Annotated in this window: 20 protein-coding genes and 1 tRNA gene; 16 read left to right on the top strand and 5 right to left on the bottom strand. The window is 56.9% G+C overall.

What is annotated here, in order from left to right; all coding sequences use genetic code 11:
• The first annotated feature begins 279 nt into the window (after positions 1-279).
• The 5 genes from AM218_RS09490 to aspA all read left to right on the top strand — a co-directional run bounded on the left by AM218_RS09490 (position 280) and on the right by aspA (position 6,297).
• On the top strand, positions 280-1,002 hold the full coding sequence (locus AM218_RS09490) for a response regulator (protein WP_082318161.1): 723 nt from the start codon (positions 280-282) through the stop codon (positions 1,000-1,002).
• 289 nt (positions 1,003-1,291) lie between these two features.
• Positions 1,292-1,513, top strand: a complete 222-nt coding sequence (locus AM218_RS09485) for a hypothetical protein (protein WP_054413648.1) — start codon at positions 1,292-1,294, stop codon at positions 1,511-1,513.
• A 176-nt stretch (positions 1,514-1,689) separates the two neighbouring features.
• Complete coding sequence (locus AM218_RS09480) at positions 1,690-3,714, top strand: RICIN domain-containing protein (protein WP_082318160.1); 2,025 nt, start codon at positions 1,690-1,692, stop codon at positions 3,712-3,714.
• Positions 3,715-3,775: 61 nt separating this feature from the next.
• Positions 3,776-4,693: a DUF6929 family protein gene (locus AM218_RS09475; RefSeq protein WP_071843749.1), complete on the top strand. Its 918-nt coding sequence runs from the start codon at positions 3,776-3,778 to the stop codon at positions 4,691-4,693.
• A 197-nt stretch (positions 4,694-4,890) separates the two neighbouring features.
• On the top strand, positions 4,891-6,297 hold the full coding sequence (aspA, locus tag AM218_RS09470) for an aspartate ammonia-lyase (RefSeq protein WP_054413645.1): 1,407 nt from the start codon (positions 4,891-4,893) through the stop codon (positions 6,295-6,297).
• A gap of 80 nt (positions 6,298-6,377) precedes the next feature.
• Here aspA and AM218_RS09465 read toward each other — a convergent pair whose 3' ends face one another.
• The 5 genes from AM218_RS09465 to AM218_RS09445 all read right to left on the bottom strand — a co-directional run bounded on the left by AM218_RS09465 (position 6,378) and on the right by AM218_RS09445 (position 8,925).
• Positions 6,378-6,782 carry a hypothetical protein gene (locus AM218_RS09465; RefSeq protein ID WP_054413644.1) on the bottom strand — a complete coding sequence of 135 codons (405 nt, stop codon included), beginning with the start codon at positions 6,780-6,782 and terminating at the stop codon, positions 6,378-6,380.
• A gap of 236 nt (positions 6,783-7,018) precedes the next feature.
• Positions 7,019-7,100: transfer RNA gene (locus tag AM218_RS09460), tRNA-Leu, on the bottom strand.
• 24 nt (positions 7,101-7,124) lie between these two features.
• Positions 7,125-7,661: a Fe-S protein assembly co-chaperone HscB gene (hscB, locus tag AM218_RS09455; RefSeq protein ID WP_054413643.1), complete on the bottom strand. Its 537-nt coding sequence runs from the start codon at positions 7,659-7,661 to the stop codon at positions 7,125-7,127.
• A gap of 42 nt (positions 7,662-7,703) precedes the next feature.
• Positions 7,704-8,021 (bottom strand): putative quinol monooxygenase, encoded by a 318-nt coding sequence (locus tag AM218_RS09450; protein WP_054413642.1) that lies wholly within the window; start codon positions 8,019-8,021, stop codon positions 7,704-7,706.
• Between the two features lie 130 nt (positions 8,022-8,151).
• Entirely contained in the window at positions 8,152-8,925 is a 774-nt protein-coding gene (locus AM218_RS09445; RefSeq protein ID WP_054413641.1) for an SAM hydrolase/SAM-dependent halogenase family protein, read from the bottom strand.
• Between the two features lie 130 nt (positions 8,926-9,055).
• Here AM218_RS09445 and AM218_RS09440 point away from each other — a divergent pair, with 130 nt between their 5' ends.
• The 11 genes from AM218_RS09440 (at position 9,056) to AM218_RS09390 (ending at position 20,454) form a co-directional block, all read left to right on the top strand.
• A complete protein-coding gene (locus tag AM218_RS09440) occupies positions 9,056-10,135 on the top strand; it encodes a PhoH family protein (RefSeq protein WP_054413640.1) in 1,080 nt (359 codons plus the stop codon).
• Positions 10,136-10,156: 21 nt separating this feature from the next.
• The gene (locus AM218_RS09435) at positions 10,157-10,597 is read left to right on the top strand and encodes a GNAT family N-acetyltransferase (protein ID WP_054413639.1); all 441 of its coding nucleotides are present in this window, start codon (positions 10,157-10,159) and stop codon (positions 10,595-10,597) included.
• Positions 10,598-10,777: 180 nt separating this feature from the next.
• Positions 10,778-12,979, top strand: coding sequence for a ComEC/Rec2 family competence protein (locus AM218_RS09430; protein ID WP_197273938.1), 2,202 nt, complete (start codon positions 10,778-10,780; stop codon positions 12,977-12,979).
• Positions 12,980-13,133: 154 nt separating this feature from the next.
• A complete protein-coding gene (locus AM218_RS09425) occupies positions 13,134-13,943 on the top strand; it encodes an enoyl-CoA hydratase/isomerase family protein (RefSeq protein WP_054413637.1) in 810 nt (269 codons plus the stop codon).
• A gap of 148 nt (positions 13,944-14,091) precedes the next feature.
• Positions 14,092-14,592, top strand: coding sequence for a sterol desaturase family protein (locus tag AM218_RS09420; protein WP_054413636.1), 501 nt, complete (start codon positions 14,092-14,094; stop codon positions 14,590-14,592).
• Positions 14,592-15,503 (top strand): MerR family transcriptional regulator, encoded by a 912-nt coding sequence (locus AM218_RS09415; protein WP_054413635.1) that lies wholly within the window; start codon positions 14,592-14,594, stop codon positions 15,501-15,503. Before AM218_RS09420 ends, AM218_RS09415 begins: the two co-directional genes overlap by 1 nt.
• Positions 15,504-15,756: 253 nt before the next feature.
• Positions 15,757-16,272, top strand: coding sequence for a sigma-70 family RNA polymerase sigma factor (locus AM218_RS09410; protein ID WP_044512694.1), 516 nt, complete (start codon positions 15,757-15,759; stop codon positions 16,270-16,272).
• Positions 16,273-16,561: 289 nt separating this feature from the next.
• Entirely contained in the window at positions 16,562-18,034 is a 1,473-nt protein-coding gene (gene crtID / locus AM218_RS09405; protein WP_054413634.1) for a bifunctional phytoene desaturase/3,4-desaturase, read from the top strand.
• A gap of 9 nt (positions 18,035-18,043) precedes the next feature.
• Positions 18,044-18,886: a phytoene/squalene synthase family protein gene (locus AM218_RS09400; RefSeq protein WP_054413633.1), complete on the top strand. Its 843-nt coding sequence runs from the start codon at positions 18,044-18,046 to the stop codon at positions 18,884-18,886.
• A gap of 18 nt (positions 18,887-18,904) precedes the next feature.
• Positions 18,905-19,432 (top strand): hypothetical protein, encoded by a 528-nt coding sequence (locus AM218_RS09395; protein WP_054413632.1) that lies wholly within the window; start codon positions 18,905-18,907, stop codon positions 19,430-19,432.
• 173 nt (positions 19,433-19,605) lie between these two features.
• Positions 19,606-20,454 carry a 4-hydroxy-3-methylbut-2-enyl diphosphate reductase gene (locus tag AM218_RS09390; RefSeq protein WP_054413631.1) on the top strand — a complete coding sequence of 283 codons (849 nt, stop codon included), beginning with the start codon at positions 19,606-19,608 and terminating at the stop codon, positions 20,452-20,454.
• Positions 20,455-20,469: the final 15 nt, after the last annotated feature.

Raw genomic sequence — 20,469 nt, 5'->3', positions numbered from 1 at the left:
GGAATACTTTGATTGTGAAAAGCCCCGTCAGTAATTACTGGCGGGGCTTTTTGCTGGCTTCTACTTTCTGATGCGCTAAGGCGGTGAAAGAAGTTGCCGGCCAGAAGCATACAAACCACCTGCCTATGCTTGGGCTTGGTTAAGTTTTTGATGCTATATCGTTCATTAAGTCAATAAGTTAACCTGTTTTATGTATAATTAAGACAATAAAATATAAATTTGATTACATAAGTAATATGTCTATATTTAGTATGGTGCTATACAACCAGGGATAGAAAGATGAGCAGCCACCAAGCTATTGCAAAGCCCACGGGTCGGCCCCCTTCGGTCATGATCAGTGAAGAAAGAAGTCCTCCCAGTATTCAGGTACTCCTGGTAGATGACCATCAGATGGTGCTGGAAGGCATCCGGACGCTGTTGCGCCCGGAGCAGGATATACAGGTGGTAGGCCAGGCCAGCAATGGGGAAGAGGCTTTGCAACTGCTGCGGGCCCTGCCGCAGGTGCAGGTGGCTATTGTAGACCTGAATATGCCAGGCGCGGAAGGAGTGGAGCTTATTGGGCGCATCAAACAGCAAAAGCCGGAGGTGCAGGTGCTGGCGCTTTCCTCCCTGTCAGATGCCGCCCGGATTCAGGCCGTACTGGCCGCCGGAGGCACAGGCTATCTGTTGAAAAATTCTACTAAGTCTGAACTGGTGCTGGCAATCCGGCAGGTAGCGGCCCATAACACGTTTTTCAGCCAGGAAGTAGGGGCAGCGCTGCTGCAGAACCTGGATATTCCGGCCCGCCGCGCCCCGCAACAGGCGCCGGCGGTACTAACGGAGCGGGAGCGGCAGGTGCTGGAGCTGATTGTGCGGGAGTATTCCAACAACCGCATTGCCGAGGAGCTGTTTATCAGTGAGCGGACGGTGGAAACGCACCGTAAAAACATCCTGGCCAAAACCAACTCCAAGTCTATTGTGGGGCTGATCAAGTACGCGTTCCGGCATAAGCTGATCAGCTAAACAGCGCAAAACCTTCCTGGAATAAGCCAGCGCCCGTTTCTGCCGCCGGGTATTTGCTACGCGCCTTTGGGCTATGAAAGAAGTTATGCGTGTGAAGCCAGCAGCCAATCTTTAAACTCCGTACTGGTACGGAGGTGAATTTCCGGGATACTACGGATTGATAATTGAAAATTATTGTTTTATCTTAGCATCGTTCAATAAAATTTATTAAGCCGCATTCCTTAAGACGCCGCTCTGCTTTCCTCTTAATACCACCGGAGTTATTTCACACCTCTTAACCTTTACTAACATGCCCTCTAAAATCCTCTCTTTTATCTGCCATGTTCCTGGCCTCACACCAGGGGCATACCCCGCCGTTCCTACTACCCCTAAAGCCCCCGCCGAGCGCCCGGAACGCCGCGCTTCCTCTTCTTCCTCGCCGTCCAACACCAGCAGCAGCGGCGGCGGCCATTTTGCGGCTATTTATGAAAATGAGCGTTTTGTACGCTTCAAGTACATCAATAATCAATAAGTCCGGTGTTTCATTTAGTGTCTCTCTATAGTTGAAACCACTACTTCAGATCCGCCAGACCAGGGCGCCGATTTTCTTTCTCCGGAAAGAGATTGGCGCCCTGCTCTTTTAACGGGTTTGCGCCTGCCGCCCGGAAATCGGCTAACTTGGGGCCGATTCATCCGTTTCGCGTGCTTATGATTCGTTTCCTGGTTTGCTTGCTTTGGTTGGTTGTACTCGGGCTGGACACTCCGGCTGTGGCCCAACAGGCAGCTTTCATCCCCAACCCCGGCGTATGGTACGGGGTGGTAGCCCGCGGCAGTGGCCGCTCCCTTGATATCAGCAATGCCTCGCCCGAAACGGGCGCCAGGGCTGTGCAGTGGGAGTTTACGCAGGCCCAAAGCCAGCAGTGGCGCCTCACGCCCGTTACCCCCAACAGCACTTATTACCGCATTGAGGCCCGCCATAGCGGCAAGGTGCTCACGCTGGATGGCCCCGCCGAAAATGCCGCCGTAGTGCAGCAGCCATGGTCGGGCAGCTTTTACCAGCAGTGGCGTATTGTACCGGCCGGCCCCATTGGCTCCTTTCAGCTGGTAAGCCGGGGCAATGATTTCAGCATGGCACTGGCTGCTGCCGACAAAGCCAATGCTACCCCCGTGGTAGGCCAGCGCGCCCTGGGCCGCGCCAGCCAGCAGTGGTGGCTGTTTCCGCTAAAGCTGAACCTGGCCACCGACCACCCCCTGATGGGCCCACCCACCTCGCTGGGGCCCGGCGTGAATAGCGTAGGCAATGAAATGCACCCCGTGCTCAGCCCCGATGGCAACACGCTGTACTTTGCCCGTAACCGCTTTGCCGGCAATATGGAAGGCAACACCGAATCGGCGGACGTATGGGTGAGCCGCTCCACCGATAACGGCCGCACCTGGGGCCTGGCTCAGCGCCTCGATGCCCTGAATACGCCCCAGAACAACGGCGTAATGGCGGTGGTAGACAACGGCAAAGCCCTGTTGGTGCGCGGCCGCTACGAGCGGGACGGCTCCTTCCGCGACGAGGGCGTGTCGCACACCGAGCTCAGCGGCAAGCAGGCTTTAAAGCCCGAACCCCTCGAAATCGACAACTACTATTCCAACGGTACTTCCACCACGTTTTTTGCGCCGGCCGATGGCAAAGTGCTGTTCCTTTCCCTGGACCGGCCGGATGCCTACGGGGCCAACGACCTGTACGTGAGTCTGCCCACCCGCGACGGCGCCTGGAGCGAGCCGCGCAATCTGGGCAACGTCATCAACTCGCCCGGCTTTGAGTTTGCGCCCTGGCTCACGCCCGATGGCAAAACCCTGTATTTTGCCTCCTACGGCCACGCCGGTTACGGCTCGGCCGATATCTTCGTAACCCACCGCCTCGATAATTCCTGGACTGCCTGGAGCGCCCCGCAGAATCTGGGCCCAACGGTGAATGGGCCCGGGTTCAATGCTTATTTTCAGCTGACCCCCGATGGCAAGCAGGCTTACTATGTTACCTCCAGCACCCCCAATGGCCCGGCCGATATTGTGCGGGCAGAAGTAGGCGTAACGCCGCCCCCGCCCAAGCCCGATACGGTAGTTGCGCCGCCCGCACTGGTGCGGGCCACCCTCACGGGCCGCGTGCTGGATGCCAAAACCCGCAAGCCCATTGCCGCCACGATTAAGGCCGAACGCCTGCACGAGAATATCATGCTGCTGGCCAATGCGCGCAGCGAGGCCAGCGGCGGCACGTTCCAGCTGATGCTGCCGGCCGGTCGCTACCGGGTATCCGCCACCGCCGGCGGCTTCCTTACCGCCACCGATACCATCATCCTCACCACCAACCAAGCCCGTGAATTCCTGGTGATGCCGGCCAGCGTGGGCTCCCGACTGGAGCTGCCTACCCTTATTTTTGCGCAGGGCAAGTACACCATGCTGCCGGCCTCTTTTACGGAGCTCAACCGGCTGGCCGCTACGCTGGTAGATAACCCCACGGTAAATATCCGGCTGGAAGGCCACACCGATAACGTAGGTAACGCGGCCCTGAACGTGAAGCTTTCTGAGGATCGGGTGAAGGAAGTGAAAAACTACCTGGTGCGCCGCGGCGTGGCGGAAAACCGTATCAGCACCGTAGGCTACGGGGGCTCCAAACCCCGCGCCAGCAACGACCGGGAAGAAACCCGCCGCCTTAACCGCCGCGTAGAATTTACGATTGTGAAGTAGCCGGCCATATCGGGTGGCAACCCTCCACGGGAAAACATATACTGCGCCTCAAAAACCGATTATGCGGGCCACTATTCTACAAGAAGCACCATTGCCTGACCTGCCCTCGGCGTCCGGCATTGAGATTATTGGGGAGGTAGCCTACGTTATCGGGGATGATTCGCCGTTTCTGTATCAGCTGTCGGCTTCGTCGCTGGCCGCCGGGGAGAAGGTGCCCTTGTTTGAAACCGCCCATTTCAGCACCGGCCGCATTCCCAAAGACGTAAAGCTGGACCTGGAATGCCTGACGGCCCTGACCACACCTGCAGGGGAGGTGGGCCTGCTGGTGCTGGGCTCCGGTGCCACCGCCGCCCGCGAGCAGGGCTTCTGGGTGCCTCTGCCCGGCTCCACCGGGGCGGCCGCCAGCGTGTATCCGCTGGCGCTGGGCGGACTCTACGCAGCGCTGCGCGCCTTGCTGCCGGCGGGCATTGTCTTAAATCTGGAAGCCGCGGCCGCTACCGCCACCGAGCTCCTGTTATTTCAGCGCACCGTGGGCACGGCCTCCGGGAACCTGGTTTTCTGCCTCCCGTTGGTGGCTACGCTGGATTATCTGCACCACCGCACGCCCCAGTTGCCGCCCGTTCAGTGGCAGTTTGCGGCACTGCCGGCTATTGATGGCAAGCCGGCCGGCTTTTCCGGCGCCTCCTGGTTTGCGGATAGGCTGTTCGTTACGGCTTCGGTAGAAGATACTCAGAATGCCGTGCTGGATGGCGCCGTGCTGGGCTCATTTGTAGGAGTTCTCCAGCTTACCAGGGAAAGTGAGCGGCCCCTGCCGGTTGTGCTGACGCAGTTGCAACTCCCTGATGGAAAGCCTTACCGGGGCAAAGTAGAAAGCGTAGCCGTGCGCCGCCGCACCGGCCCCGGGCGTTACGAGCTGCTGCTGGTGACGGATGATGATGCCGGCGGGTCTACGGCAGTTGCGGTGGACCTGGTGGTGTAGCCTGCGTCTGGTAAAGTCCGGCATCATACCTCATTTTGCTTCAACCAGGATATTCGCGGCAGGCTGTAAATAATGCGTAGCTGAAATTTGACTGTGAGTGTGGTGAAAATGTCTCTTCACTATTAAGTAACTCCGCCGCTTCGTTCCCTCCAACGGCCCATTACCGTACAAGACCTTCCAAACCTCAACCGTACAGAATGCAGACCTCCCGACTTGAGCATGACTTCCTGGGTGAACGGGCTATTCCCACCGATGTATACTATGGCATTCAGACGCTGCGCGCCATTGAGAACTTTTATATCACGGGCATTCCGCTCAAAGTAGAGCCCCTGTTTGTGCAGGCCCTGGCCTATGTTAAGAAGGGCGCCGCCATGGCCAACCGGGACCTGGGCGTGCTGGAGGCGCCTATTGCGGAGGCCATTATAAAAGCCTGCGACCGGGTGGCCGCTGGCGAGTTTGATAATCAGTTTCTCACGGATATGATTCAGGGCGGGGCCGGTACCTCCGTGAACATGAATGCCAATGAGGTTATTGCCAATGTGGCCTTGGAAATCATGGGCAAGCAGAAAGGGGAGTATGAGTTCTGCCACCCCAATAACCACGTCAACTTCTCCCAGTCTACCAACGATGCTTATCCCACGGCCTTCCGCATTGCGCTCAGTAACAAGCTGGTGGGCTACAGCAAAGCCCTGGGAGAACTGGCCGATGCTTTTCACGCCAAAGGCGAGGAGTTCCGGAACGTGCTGAAAATGGGCCGCACGCAGCTGCAGGATGCCGTACCCATGAGCATGGGCGACGAATTTCATGCCTTCGCCACCAACCTGCGGGAAGAGCTGCTGCGCATTGAAGACAGCCGCCGGCTCATCAGCGAAATAAACATGGGGGCTACCGCCATTGGCACCGGCGTAAATGCTCCTAAGGGCTATGCCGAGCTGGTAACGCAGCATTTGCGCACCATCACGGGGCTGGACCTGAGCCTGGCCGGCGACTTATTTGAGGCTACCTATGATACCGGCGCCTATGTGCAGCTTTCCGGCGTACTGAAGCGCACGGCCGTAAAGCTCTCCAAGATTTGTAATGATTTGCGCCTGCTTTCCTCGGGCCCGCGGGCGGGCTTGTTTGAAATCAACCTGCCGCCGCTGCAACCGGGCTCTAGCATTATGCCGGGCAAAGTAAACCCGGTTGTGCCCGAGGTAGTGAATCAAACGGCCTTCTACGTTATTGGCGCCGACCTGACCGTGACCATGGCCGCCGAAGCCGGACAACTGCAGCTGAATGTGATGGAGCCGGTTATCTCCTTCGCTTTATTCACTTCCATTTCCTACATGACCAACGCCTGCCATACCCTGCGCGACAAGTGTGTAGTAGGTATCACGGCGAACAAGCAGCACGCCGAAAATCTGGTGCGCAACAGCATTGGCATTGTAACGCAGCTGAATCCGGTACTTGGCTACGAAACCTCCGCCGAAATTGCCAAGGAGGCCTTATTAACGGGCAAGTCGGTTTACCAGATTGCGGTAACCGAACGAAACCTGCTAACTCAGGCCAAGTGGGATGAAATCTTCACGTTTGAGAACCTCATCCGGCCCGGCTTTATTCAATAGCCGGCTCCCTACAGCCGCAAAAAGCCCGGCGCTACAGAAGTAGCGCCGGGCTTTTTGCATTTATAAAATCAGATGCCTTGTTAGCGGGCTTCGTGATTTGCATTCTGAAAGTCTTCCTCAGTAGCAAAGCCGGGGTTTTGTACCTGCTTGGAGGCAGCCAGGAGGGCTTCTCCCAAATGCTCAATGCGCGGACGGGTGTTGCCTTCTGAGAAAATGGCGGCTTTCAGGGTGTTTTCTCCGAGGCGCTGCAGCAAACGGCCGATGACATCCTTGTCCAGGGTGCCGGAGCCAAAGTGGGCTTTCAACTCCTGCATATCCACCACCAATTGGTGCATTTCGGGGTTGTTGGCATCCTTCAGGTCCTGAATCCAGCGCTGGAACGTGTTGTCAAGCCCCGCGCGGGAAGCTTCTTCCAGTAAGTTGCCATTCAGCAAAGCCGTAGCGGCATCTAGGTGGACTTGGTTTTGAACCTCTTTCTTTTCCATGGTAGCAGGTGTTTGGCCGTTAAGTATAGGCCAGTAATACTTACCCTAACGGGGTGGCGCCGGTAGGGTTATCTGTGGCAGCGCTTGACGCTTCTATTAAACCTAGTATTTTGAGAGAAAGGAGAATAGACAATGCACGGACGTAAATACGAAAAGCCCCGGACGCAAAAAGGCCCTAAAAACCGCATTTGCGAACAAATGCACAGCTTTTAGGGCCTTTTAGTAGTCAATCTGAGTACCCAGAGCCGGGGTCGAACCGGCACATCTTTCGATATCGGTGTTTGAGACCGACGCGTCTACCGATTCCGCCATCTGGGCAAGAGGAACAACTCGGTTAGTTGTTCAGGATCGGGCAGCAAACTTAGCCAGACTTTCACGAATGCGCAACAAATACCGCCGTTTAAGATAATACGTACGGATTTGCTCCAGGGCCTGCGGCTTTTTATCGCCCGGAAGCATCTCATAGCCAGCCAGTACGGGCTCAATTCCGGCTTCCAGCGTTTCAAAAAGGATATTTACCTCATCTTCCACCTGGTGCACAGTGGTAGCATCCGGCTCAAATTCCAACTCCATCAGCTGCTCGTTGAGGTCCATCACCTCCATCAGGAATTCGGCGGGAAGCTCCTGTTTTCCTTCTTCCAGCAGCCCATGGCGGCTCAGGATGTAAGCCATGCGCAGTTCGGGGTCGGAGAGGGTGCGGTAGGCGTTGGTGTTCAGCGTAGCCATGTTCAGCATTTCCTGTTGGTGCTCAGCCGACGCGGTAGCATGAAAATCGGGGTGATGTTCACGGCTTAGCGCATAATAGGCACGCTTCAGCGCCGCCTCATCCGGGCGGAAGGTTTCAGGGAGATGATAAAACTCGAAATAGTCTGGTTGCATGGCAAAGGGAACGGTAGGAGAGGGGCTACACAACCGCGCAGGTTAGTGAGATGTTGGCGCGGCTGCAGAGTCACCCTGCACATTGTGTACGGAAAAAGCGAGTGGGGGAGCGGAGAACAGTCGCTTGGTGGCGGGCCATACCTGCCCAAACAATTCCGACTGGCGGTAAGCATCCAGCGCCGCCGCAGACTCCCAGTGGCTGTGGGTGCAGAAAATAGTAGGCGTATCGGCATCCTGCCACAATTCCAGATACAAGCAGCCCGGCCTGCTGCGAATGGCTTCCTCGGACTGCTGGAAAATAGCTTGGAACTCTACTACCGCCTCCGGCCGGAAGCTCATGCGCACAATTCGAATCAGCATAAGGCAACGGGCAAAGTGTGGTTAAGCAATGAATGACAGGGTGTCATATTTTACTTAACATAATAAATAAATTGAATCAGACATTCACTGAAAAAGGTCTTTCCAGGTCATAGGGCTGGTTTTCCCTCGCTTACGAGGTGGCCGGGAAGCGAATATCGACCTGCGAATCATAGTGCAGGCCGAGTAGCTCGGAGGCATGCCCCTGATTGATACCAATGCACAGATACCCCTTACTGTTGTAGATGCAGCCGGCTTCGCCGGGCGAAGTAGCCTGGAAGTGGGGGAGAATCTCGCGGGCTACCTCGCGGGCGAAGTGAATGGTAAATGGCCGGCCATGGCCCACGGCCTCCACCGCGGTACGGGAAATGTTGGTAATCAGGTTGCCGTAGTGGTCTACGTGCACCACGTGGCCGGTAATGCGGTGGTCCTGTAACCGCAGCTGCCGGTTGAGAAGCTGATACTGGGGCGGCGCCGGCGGGCCCAACTCATATAAGGAGTGGCCCTGCGCCAGGAATACCGCCGCCGAGGCCAGCACGTCGCGGGTGGGGGAGGCAGTAGGTTCCAGCGCCGAAAGGGCTACTACTTCCTCGGCCCCGCCATCGGTAAGCAACGGGAGTAGACCATTATCAGCCGTAACAAAAAAGTGCCCCTGGTAGCGCGCAGCGCGCCAACTGCCGCCATTTGCGCCCCAATCGTTGACCCCCACCAGGTGAACGGTGCCGGCGGGAAAGTCAGAAAATACCGCGCCGAGAACGTACACGGCGTGCGCGATGTTAAAGGGTTCAATGGCGTGGGTAATGTCCAGCACCGGTTGTATAGGAGCCAGCTGCAGAATCCGCGCTTTTACGGCGGCCACATAATGGTCGCGGTAGCCGAAATCAGACAGAAACGTAATCAGGCCCATGCCGAAAATGCTGAGTTCTTCGTACTATTGTTTACCCACGTAAGGGCGGCAAAAGTAGGCTATTTGCCTTGAACAAGTGCTGTCTTTTCAGGTTCTTCTTTTCTTAACGCCGTTCAAAATCCCCTTAAGTTTGGTCGAGAAAATCATCACGCTCGAAAATGTCTCCCTCGTCGATTTCCTGGGACCTGATAACCAGAACATCCGACAGCTGGCCGCGGCCTTCCCCGGCAGCAAGATCATCTCCCGAGGCAACGAAATAAAAATCCAGGGCCAGACGCCCATCATCGCCCGTATCAACGAAATCCTGTCCTCCCTCATCGAGCACTACCACCAGTACGGGCAAATCACAGACAAAACCGTTAATCAGTATCTCAACGCGGCCGATGAGGAGCAGGAGGAGCGCAGCCTGGCAGCGGCTCCCGATGTTATCGTCTTCGGGGCCAAAGGCGGCATCATCAAGGCCAAAACGGCCAACCAGAAGCGGTTGGTAGAGGCCGTGATGAAGCACGACCTGGTGTTTACGCTGGGGCCGGCGGGTACCGGCAAAACCTACGTATCAGTAGCACTGGCCGTGCGTGCGCTGAAAAATAAAGAGGTCAAGAAAATTATCATTTCCCGCCCCGTAGTGGAAGCCGGCGAGAGCCTGGGCTTTCTGCCCGGCGACATGAAGGAAAAGGTAGACCCCTATCTGCGCCCGATTTATGATGCCCTGGAAGACATGATTCCGCCGGAAAAGCTGAAGTTCTACCAGGAAAACAAAATCATTGAAATTGCGCCTTTGGCTTACATGCGGGGTCGCACGCTTAACAATGCGTTTGTACTACTGGACGAAGCCCAGAACACCACGCCTTCGCAGCTGAAGATGTTCCTGACGCGTATGGGCCCATCGGCTAAGGTGATGGTGAACGGCGACCGGACCCAGATTGACTTGCCCACCAAGCAGAAATCCGGTCTGATTCAGGCCATGGATATTCTGAAGGATGTGGGTGGAATCGGGTTTGTGGAAATGACGGCCGAGGATGTGGTGCGCCACCGCTTGGTAAAGGAAATTGTGCTGGCCTACGACCGTTTTGATGTGAAGCTGCAGCAGGACCAGGCCCAGCGCCCGCGCCGCGAGTACCGCCGCCCCGAAACGCCCGAAAACCATCCGGATGCCCGCCGCCCGAATGATGATACCGCTGAGCTGCCCGTTAACCACGAGCAGCTGTAATTCCTTGCTTGTTTATTCCGCATGAAAGCGCACCCGATTACTACGCCGGAAGACCGGGCCACTGCTTTTGCCATCCGTGAAAAAGTGTTTGTGGAAGAGCAGGGCGTGCCGCGCACCGATGAGTATGACGCGCACGATGAGCAGGACGCCCGCCATTATCTGGTTGTTTCCGACGAAGGCACGCCCTGCGGCGCGGCGCGCTGGCGCACCACCGAGAAAGGGGTGAAGCTGGAGCGCTTTGCCGTGCTGGATGCTTTTCGCAACCGCGCCGCCGGCAGCGCCATTCTGCAGCGGGTGCTGGCCGATGTGCAGCAGGAGCACCCCCAGGCTACGGTGTACCTGCACGCCCAGCTGCGGGCCGTGCCCTTCTATGAGCGGCATGGCTTTCAGAAAGTGGGCGAGAAATTCTCGGAGTGCGACATTGAGCACTATAAGATGGAGTGGCAGCGGCCCGGTATATAAGCCGGCTGGCTCTATGCTCGTTTTTTAACCCCTGCTGATGCATCCTTCAGCAGGGGTTTTTTATGGTTGTGATTATTGGGTTTTGCCCAACTGCCTGTATTTGCGTACTATAGCTTAGCCTTATCCTATTTCTTCGTTTCTATCCTATTATTCATGATAATCTGGGCACCTTATGCCTTTGTGCGTCTAACACTCGCGCTGGCCGCCGGCATTATCACCTACCTCTATCTGGGCACTGAGTTGCCGCCGCTACTAGTGCCGTGGCTGGGCCTGGTTTTTCTGTTTGGCGCGCTGCAATGGTGGGCTGCCCGCCAACCGGGCCGGGGCGCTACCGATGCGGCCGGGCTGCTGGCTATACTAGTGGTATATGTGGCCGGCGCCACCTTAACGCAGGAAGCCACCCAAAGCCGCCGGACCAATCACCTCTACCGGTTCGGGAACAAAATTGAGTTCTACCGCGCCGTGGTTGATGACTATACTGTAGTTCGTCCCGCCACATATGCCACCACCGTGCGGGTTTCGGCGGTGCGGTTAGGGGGCAAATGGCAGGCGGCCGTGGGTGGCATCCGGGTATCCATCCCGCGCGACTCCGGCGTGGCGGCCCCGCAGTATGGCGACGTCTGGCTGGTGCGGGGGGCGCCCGCTCCCAGTAAGCCGCCGCTCAACCCCGGCGAGTTCGACTACCGCCGCTACCTGGAGTATCACCAAGTTTATCATCAGCAATTCATTCATCCCGATCAGTACCGCACTCTGGCGCACACGCCGCCCAATGCGCTGAAAGCCGTTAGTATGCGGGCCGCCCGGGTGCTGGATGGCGTGTTCCGCCAGTACGTGCACGCCAAGCGGGAATATGCGCTGTCGTCGGCGCTGGTGCTGGGAATTAAGGATGAGGTAGATCAGGAAACCCGGCAGGCTTATGCCAACACCGGCACCACGCACATCATGGCCGTTTCGGGGTTGCAGGTGGGGTTATTATTTGCTTTGGTTACGTGGCTGCTCACGCGGTTTTTCGGCGCTACGCCGGGTTTCCGGTACTGGTCGGCGGGGGTGGGGCTGGCGGTTATCTGGAGCTATGCGTTTCTGACGGGCCTCTCGGCCTCGGTGCTGCGGGCGGCCGTGATGTTTACGTTCATCATTATTGCCCGTACCTCGGGCCGGCAGAGCAATATGTATAACACGCTGGCCGTGGCCGCTTTCGTGCTGCTGTGCTACGACCCATTTCTGCTGGTGGATGTCGGCTTTCAACTCTCGTTTCTGGCCGTGCTGAGCATTGTATACCTGCAGCCGCGCATTGCGGCCTGGCTTGATTTCCGGGATAAAGCCCTGGATCAGCTCCGGCCCTGGCAGCCGCGCGCCGTGCAGCAACTGTGGCGCGGCGCCGGCCATAGCGCCGACTGGATCTGGCAGGCCACAGCCTTATCCCTGGCCGCGCAGGTAGCCACCTTTCCGCTGGGGCTGTTTTATTTTCATCAGTTTCCGCTCACGTTCCTGTTTTCCAATCTGGTGGCAGTGCCCATTTCCTCCGGGGCCGTGTATGTGGGCGTGCTGCTGTTGCTGCTGAAGGGAATTGTAGCGCTGCTGAGTCTGCTGGTGCCCGCGGCGGCGCCCGTGCTCGACTGGCTGCCGCGGCTGGTGGCTTGGGTGTTTGAGCAGATGATCTGGCTTTTCAACGAATACATTTTCTGGATTGGCCAGGCCATGCCGGGCGCGCTGCTCACCGGTATTCACGTAACGGCTCCGCAGGCCTGGCTGATTTTTGCCTGTATTCTGGCGCTGCTGGCCTTTTTGGCCGTGCGGAAGCTTTCCTGGCTTGTGGTAGCCTGCGCCCTGCTGGGCATGTTTGCCGGCAGCCGGGTATGGGCGGCCCACCGCCTCGCGCCCGATGAGCAGTTTGTGGTGTACAGCATTCCGCGCCGCTCCGTGTGCGGTTTCTGGCGCGGCGCTTCGGCGGAGATTGTCACCGCCGACTCGCTGCCGCTGTCCGAAACGGAACGCACCTACCGCATTGTGCCGGGCATTATTCAGCGGGAAGCGCGCCGGGTACGGTATTATGAGGGGTGGAAAGAAGCCCCCTTAGTGGTGCGCCCCATTGGGCCGGGCGTACAGGTGCTGGTATGGCAGGGGTTGCGCGTGGCCTTGGTGGCGGGCCGCCTGGATGGCTCCCGGCAGCCCGTGCCCGTAGATGTAGTAGTGCTGCGCCGGAATGCCCGCGTGCAGGCCGCGGAGGTGGCCGCTGTGTTTGGGCGGCAGGCGCCGGTGGTGTTCGACTCTTCCTGCAAGTCTTGGTATATCACGCGGCAGGATTCTGTTTTTCAAGCAGCTGGTATTCAGGTACATGATGTAGCTTCCCGAGGAGCTTTCATCGTTCAGCCTCCTAGGTAAGACGTCCAACAGCCGTAGTTCATCGTAACAATAGCGGAAGAAGTCTTTCTTTGTAGCACCGTTTTTGTTAGGTTTAGATACTGCTCTTCCCGGCTTACAACCTTACATAATGGCTTTACCGCCGGGCTTTTTACCACCGCCAGCAACGATAACCATGGACAATTTGCCTACCCAAGAGTTAGAAGCGCTGCGCTACATTCAATATGAGTGCCGCGACGCTATTGGCTACATTACCCTGAACCGGCCCGACAAGCGCAACGCGCTGAGCGCCGACATGGTAACGGAGCTAAAGCTGGCCTTTTCAGCAGCGGAAGACGATGAAACCTGCAAAGTAATTGTGCTGCGGGCGGCCGGTGAAGTATTCTGCGCCGGCGCCGACCTGGCTTATATTCAGGAGCTGCAAGGCTTTGGCTATACCGATAACCTGGCCGACAGCACCCACCTGATGCAGCTGTTTCATCAGATTTATACGCTGAACAAAGTAGTAATTGGGCAGGTGCAGGGTCACGCCCTGGCCGGTGGCTGCGGCCTGGCCACCATCTGCGACTTCGCTTTCACGGTGCCCGAGGCCAAATTTGGCTACACCGAGGTGAAGATTGGGTTCCTGCCCGCTATTGTAAGCGTATTTCTGCTGCGCAAAATAGGGGAGGCCCGCACTAAGCAGCTGCTGCTCACCGGCGACATCATCACGGCCGATAAGGCCGCCGAGTTTGGCCTCGTCAACTTTGTGGTAAGCCGCGAAGAGCTGGCCGACAACGTAGTTCGGTTTGCCCGCCGGCTGTGCACCGAGAATTCCGGGCAGAGCATGGAACTGACCAAGGAAATGCTGGCCCGCATTCCGGAAATGCCCCTGGAAGACAGCCTGCTCTATGCGGCGCAGATGAATGCCGAGGCCCGAGGCTCGCAGGATTGCCGCCGGGGTATTGCCGCCTTCCTCAACAAGGAGAAAATTTCCTGGGAATAACTCCTAACCATAAAAACAGGCCTGCCTTTGTTGCTTTTCGCTGCAAAGGCAGGCCTTATATGGCTTATCTTGCCGGACTTAGCTTACTCTTTCTTTTGTAGATGAGGTTGGATTCTCAACTTTTCGCTTTTCTGCCGGTTAGCAGCACATGACAACGCTGGCAGCCGTAGCCGTTACCACCGCTACTTTTCTGGGAATGGAGTTTGTGGCCTGGGGCATGCACAAATATGTGCTGCACGGGCCGTTGTGGTTTTTGCACCGCTCGCATCACGTACGCCATCCGCACCGCCTGGAGCGCAACGACTTCTTTTTCCTGTTTTATGGCTTGCTCTCGATGCTGTTCATTGTCTATGGCTCGCCAGCCAAAGACTGGCGCTTTTGGGTAGGCACCGGCATTGCCGCCTATGGAACAGTGTACTTCTTTGTGCACGATGTGCTGATTCACGGACGCATGCGCTTCTGGCGTAAGTCGCGCAACACCTATCTGAGAGCCTTGAATATGGCCCACAAGATGCATCATAAAGCTACCGGCCGCCTTGGCTCCGAGGAGTTTGGCATGTTATGGGTATCGCCTAAATACTATGCTATGGCCTGGCGCCGGACTACCCAAACGCCAGCGCGTACTACTCATAAAGAAAGAATACACTAGTGGGACAGTTTTCAATCAGCGACCTGGAACAGCTTTCCGGCATTAAGGCGCATACCATTCGGATGTGGGAGCAGCGCTACGGCATTCTGCAGCCAGTGCGCACGGCTACCAACATCCGCACGTATTGCGACGAAGACCTGCGCCGCCTGCTGAACGTGGCCACGCTCTGTTCCCGCGGCTACCGCATCTCGCGCGTGGCCCAGCTTAAGCCGGAGGAACTGAGTCAGGCCGTTATTTCCAGCTACGATGACGCCCATGACTACTGCCAGCAGGTAAATTCTTTGCTGGCGGCCATGCTGGAAATGGATGAGCGCCGTTTGTGCAACCTGCTGGATACTGCTGTCAAGCAACTGGGTTTCGAAGAAGCCATTCTGCAGGTGGTGTATCCGTTTCTGCAGCGCATTGGGGTGCTCTGGCACGCCGGCTCCGTTAATCCGGCCCAGGAGCATTTGGTTACCAATATGTTGCGGCAGAAAATGATAGTGGCTATCGACAGCCTGCCGCCCGTGCAGCCGGCGCAGGCCCGGCGCTGGGTCCTGTTTCTGCCGGAAGGTGAAATGCACGAGCTGGCGTTGCTGTTTATGAACTATGCCCTGCGTTTTCGGGGGCAGCATGTCCTATACCTGGGCCAGAACCTGCCGGTAAAGGAGTTGAAGTCCGTGTGCGAGACTTATAAGCCGCACGCGCTGTGCACCGTAATGACGGCCCTGCCGGAGCGCGACCAGGTGCAGGGCTACGTGGAGCAGATCCATACCCTTTGCCCCGAGGTGATGCTCTATATCTATGGCCCGCTGGCCCAACAGGAAAACCTGCGCCTGCCGCCCAATACCGTCCGGGTGCGCCTCATGACGGACTTCCTGACCCTGGCCGGGCGTTTGTGCACCTGCCCGCAGGAACTGGTGGCTTCCTGAAGCCGCCCGGCCGGGGCGCGAGCCCGGCTTTCACTGCTCTTACTACGCAATAAGCCGCCTTCTGGCCTTCTGAAAGGGGATAGGCAGAATTATGTACTAGCAGAATAGATCCTGATTTTCAGGCGCTTCGTACGTTGACTGAGTCAGTGAAAAGAAAAAACTTGGTTGTGAAAAATTTTCTTTTGCACAATGGTACATCTTCCGATACTTCCCGTATATTTGTTTAACATTTTGCCACGGAAAGCTAAACAAGATGACATCTCTGGAATTTACCGACCAAGTACAAAAGATTTCCTACTCTTTGAAGCCCGTGGCGATGAACCTGACCCGCGACGCTGACGATGCCAAGGATTTGGTACAGGAAACCCTGCTGAAGGCACTGCTGAACAAGGACAAGTTCAAGGCGGGCACCAACCTGAAGGCATGGTTGTACACCATCATGCGCAACACGTTTATCAACAACTACAATAAGATAACGAAGCGCAACAGTAACATTGATAGTACTGACTACTTCCAGTACTTCAATACCGATGAAAACTACATTACCCACAACGGCGCCACCAGCGACTTTGTGGTAACCGACATAAACGAAGCCATTGCCGGCCTTTCAGCCGACTACCGGACGCCGTTTATGATGTACTACATCGGCTATAAATACCTGGAAATAGCTGAGAAACTGCAAATTCCAATCGGGACCGTAAAAAATCGGATTCACATTGCCCGAAAAGAGCTAAAAGACGTATTGAAGGTATACGCCCCCGGCGTGTAGGGAATAGGGAGAGAGTACAACCGCCCCGGGCGTAGACGGGCCGCGGGTGACGTTAGCCACAAGCTGCGTTGCTCGCGGCCCGGTTTTTTGCCCCTTATTCCCGTTTTTTTCGATTAATAAGCCCGGACGGGCCGGTAACAGGCTTTTTTTCGTCGCCGGATAAACAACAGTCTGGTTTGCCGGTATGCCTTTTGCGGCGAGGGTAGGGCATAGGGAATACCAGCCGAGGTGCTCCGCGCCGCTTGATTGCTTAAAATCTGCGTAATCTGCAGGGAAATCTGTGTAATCTGTGATAAAGGACGTCATTGTAATTGGGGCTGGCTTTGCGGGCCTGTCGGCAGCTACCTCGCTGGCTCAGCGCGGCTACCGCGTGCATATTCTGGAAAAGAACGAGGGGCCGGGTGGGCGGGCGCGGGTATTCCGGGCCGAAGGCTTCACCTTTGATATGGGCCCGAGCTGGTACTGGATGCCGGATGTGTTTGAGCAGTATTTTGCCCGCTTTGGAAAGAAAGTCTCCGATTATTATGACCTGCGCCGACTGGATCCTTCCTACCAGGTAATTTTTAAAGGGCAGGAAGCCGTGGATATTCCGGCCCGGATGAGTGAGCTGCGGGACTTGTTTGAAAGCTACGAGCCCGGCAGCGCCGCCCGCCTGGATGAGTTCCTGCGGCAGGCTGCCTATAAGTATGAGGTGGGCATCAGCAAATTTGTGCATATGCCCGGCCGCTCGCTCATGGAGTTTGCCGACCCGCGCCTGCTGGTAGATGCTGTGCGTCTGGATTTGCTGCAAAGCATGCATAAGCACGTGCGCAAGTTCTTTAAAGACCCGCGCCTGCTGGAGCTGGTGGAATTTCCCATTCTCTTCCTGGGCGCCACCTCCCAGAACACCCCGGCCCTGTACTCGCTGATGAACTACGCCGACCTAGCCTTGGGCACCTGGTACCCCATGGGGGGCATGCACAAAATAGTGGAAGGCATGGTGCAGCTGGCCCGGGAGCAGGGCGTAACCTTAGAGTATAATGCCCCCGTGCAGCAGATAGTGGTGGAAAAGGGCCGCGCCACCGGTGTGCAAACAGCCACCGGCTTCCGCGCCGCCGATGTCATTGTGGCCGGCGCCGACTATCACCACGCCGAGCAGCACCTGCTGGCCCCGGAGTGGCGTAACTACGACGAAGCTTACTGGGACAAGCGCACCATGGCCCCATCCTCGCTGCTGTTTTACCTGGGCGTGAATAAGCGCCTGCCCAAATTGCGCCACCATAATCTGTTCTTCGACGAAGATTTCAGCCTGCACGCCCAGGAAATCTATGAGGAACCCCAATGGCCCACCAAGCCACTGTTCTATGTGTCGGCGCCGTCCCAAACGGACCCTTCTGTGGCCCCTGAAGGCTGCGAGAACCTGTTTTTGCTGATTCCGGTGGCCCCGAACTTAGCTGACCCCGAGGAAACCCGGGAGCACTACTATCACCTGATTATGGATCGGCTGGAGCGCCACTGCGGCACCAGCATTCGGGATGCCGTGGTGTATAAGCGCAGCTACGCCCACCAGGATTTTGAGCAGGACTACCACAGCTACAAAGGCAATGCCTATGGCCTGGCCAATACCCTGCGCCAAACGGCCATTCTCAAGCCCTCCATCAAAAGCAAAAAAGTGAGCAACCTGTATTTTACGGGGCAACTCACGGTGCCGGGCCCTGGCGTGCCGCCCTCGCTCATTTCCGGGCAGGTAGTGGCCAAAGAAGTAGAAAAGGAGAATTCATAATTAGCAGAAATGGACCACGTTGCCCTTTTTACTGAAACCAGCCGGGCCTGCAGCAAGCTCATTACCAAGCGCTACAGCACCTCCTTCACGCTGGGTATCCGCACCCTGGACAAACGGTTTCATCTGCCGGTGTACTCCGTGTATGGCTTTGTGCGCTGGGCCGATGAAATCGTCGACACCTTTCATACTTATGATAAGGCGGCGCTGTTCGCGGATTTCAAGCGCCAGACCTACGAAGCGCTGGACCTGGGCCTGAGCCTGAACCCGGTGCTGCACGCCTTTCAGGACGTAGTGCACCAGTATGGTATTGACCGGGAGTTTATCGATGCCTTTCTGTTCAGCATGGAAATGGACCTGGATGACCGCAACTACAACCAGAGCCTGTATGAGCAGTACATCTATGGCTCGGCAGAAGTAGTGGGACTTATGTGTCTGCGAATTTTCTGCGAGGGAGATACGGCCATGTTTGACCGCCTGCGCGAGCCCGCCCGGCGCCTGGGCTCCGCCTTCCAGAAAATCAACTTCCTGCGGGATATCCGCTCCGACTATGAGGAGCGGGGCCGGGTGTACTTCCCGGGCGTGCAGTTTGAGCGATTTACCGACGAAGTGAAGCGCGAAATTGAGGATGACATCCGGGCCGATTTTGAGGCCGGCTACGCGGGCATTGTGCAGCTGCCCCGCGCCGCCCGCCTGGGCGTATACCTGGCGTATGTGTACTATCTGAAGCTTTTTCACCGCATCCGGCAGCTGCCGGCGGCCGGCATTCTGGGCCAGCGGGTGCGGGTTCCCGATAACACAAAGCTCCTTTTGCTGCTGGGTTCGTACTTTCGCTACCGCCTTCGGGCCATTTAGCTATGAAAGTTTGTCTGCATGAACCGGCTCTCCCGCATCTTTCTCACTCTCCTTCTGACTCTCGCCACCATCGTGTCAACTGAAGCCAACCCGTATTCCGTAGTTTCCCTGCGCCGCCAGTACCAGCAGGCCGCCGCCAGCAAAGAAGCCGGCGAGAAGTTTCACCAGCTGATGGCTGCCTACAACCAGCAGGATGCCGTGGTTCTGGCCTACAAAGCCGCCGCCGAAGCCATTCGGGCCCGTGATGCTTCTATGTTTAACAAGCTCACCTACGTGCAGAATGCCAGCCAGCAGTTTGAGAAAGCCGTGAAGCTGGATACTGATAACGCCGAAATCCGCTTTCTGCGCCTGAGCGTGGAAAGTAATCTGCCTGCCTTTCTGGGCCTCAGTCAGCACGTAGACGAAGACCGTCAGTTTCTGGTTTCCACGCTGCTGAAGCACCCCGCTTCCGGCCTCGATGCCGATTCTTTTGCCCTGGTTCGCAGCTTTCTGCTGGACCGGGGGCACGTTTCGGAGGCCGATGCCGCGAAGCTGGCGCGCCTGTAGAACGGCGCGGCAAAACCGCTTTTTTACACCAAAAACAAAAGCAGTCCACCGCCGGGCTGCTTTTGTTTTTAGACTCAGCCGGAAGGGTCAGTGGCAGAAGCTGCCAAAATTCTGTATCTTAAGTGAAATCCGGTCATAACCTTCTACCCGTAGAGTTGGTTACGCTGATAGCTATGCCCTACCACCTGAGCGTCCGTATTGACCCCAATTCTGGTTTTTGCTTCGGCGTGATCTATGCCATACAGATGGCCGAAGATCTGCTGGAAGAACAGGGCTACCTGTATTGTCTGGGTGACATTGTGCACAACGACGAGGAGGTAGAGCGCCTGAAACTGCGCGGCCTGCGCATTATCGACTATGAGCAGCTGGCTGCTCTGCGCGACGAAGCCGTGCTCATTCGGGCCCACGGCGAGCCGCCCAGTACCTACCAGATGGCCATGGAAAACAACCTCACGCTGGTTGATGCCTCCTGCCCGGTGGTGCTGAAACTGCAGAACCGCATTAAAACCAGCTACGACCGGAAGGAGCCGATTTTCATCTACGGCAAGCACGGCCACGCCGAGGTGCGCGGCCTATTGGGCCAGACGAGCGGCGACGCGGTGGTGTTCGAAAACTTGGAAGAGTTGCTCCGGCATGAACTGCCGGCCAACATCACGCTCTACAGCCAGACCACCAAAAGCACCGATTCCTTCTACCGCATCAAGAACGAGCTGGAGCAGCGCGGCTACCAGGTGAATGCCAACGACACCATTTGCCGCCAGGTAAGCAACCGCGACAAAGACCTGCGTAAGTTTGCGGCCCAGTTTGATCAGATTGTCTTTGTATCGGGCACCAAAAGCTCCAACGGCAAGGTGCTGTATCACGTGTGTAAGGAAACGAATCCGGCCACGCACTTTATTTCGAATGTAGCCGAGTTGCGGGCGGAGTGGTTTGAGCCCGGCCAGTCGGTGGGGATTTGCGGGGCTACCAGCACGCCCATGTGGCTGATGGAGCAAGTGCGCGACGCCCTGTTGGCGCTGTAGGCCGAAGATAACTGC

The sequence above is a fragment of the Hymenobacter sp. DG25A genome (genome assembly GCF_001280305.1).
GTDB lineage: Bacteria > Bacteroidota > Bacteroidia > Cytophagales > Hymenobacteraceae > Hymenobacter.
This window is presented reverse-complemented; position numbering and strand designations above follow the sequence as displayed.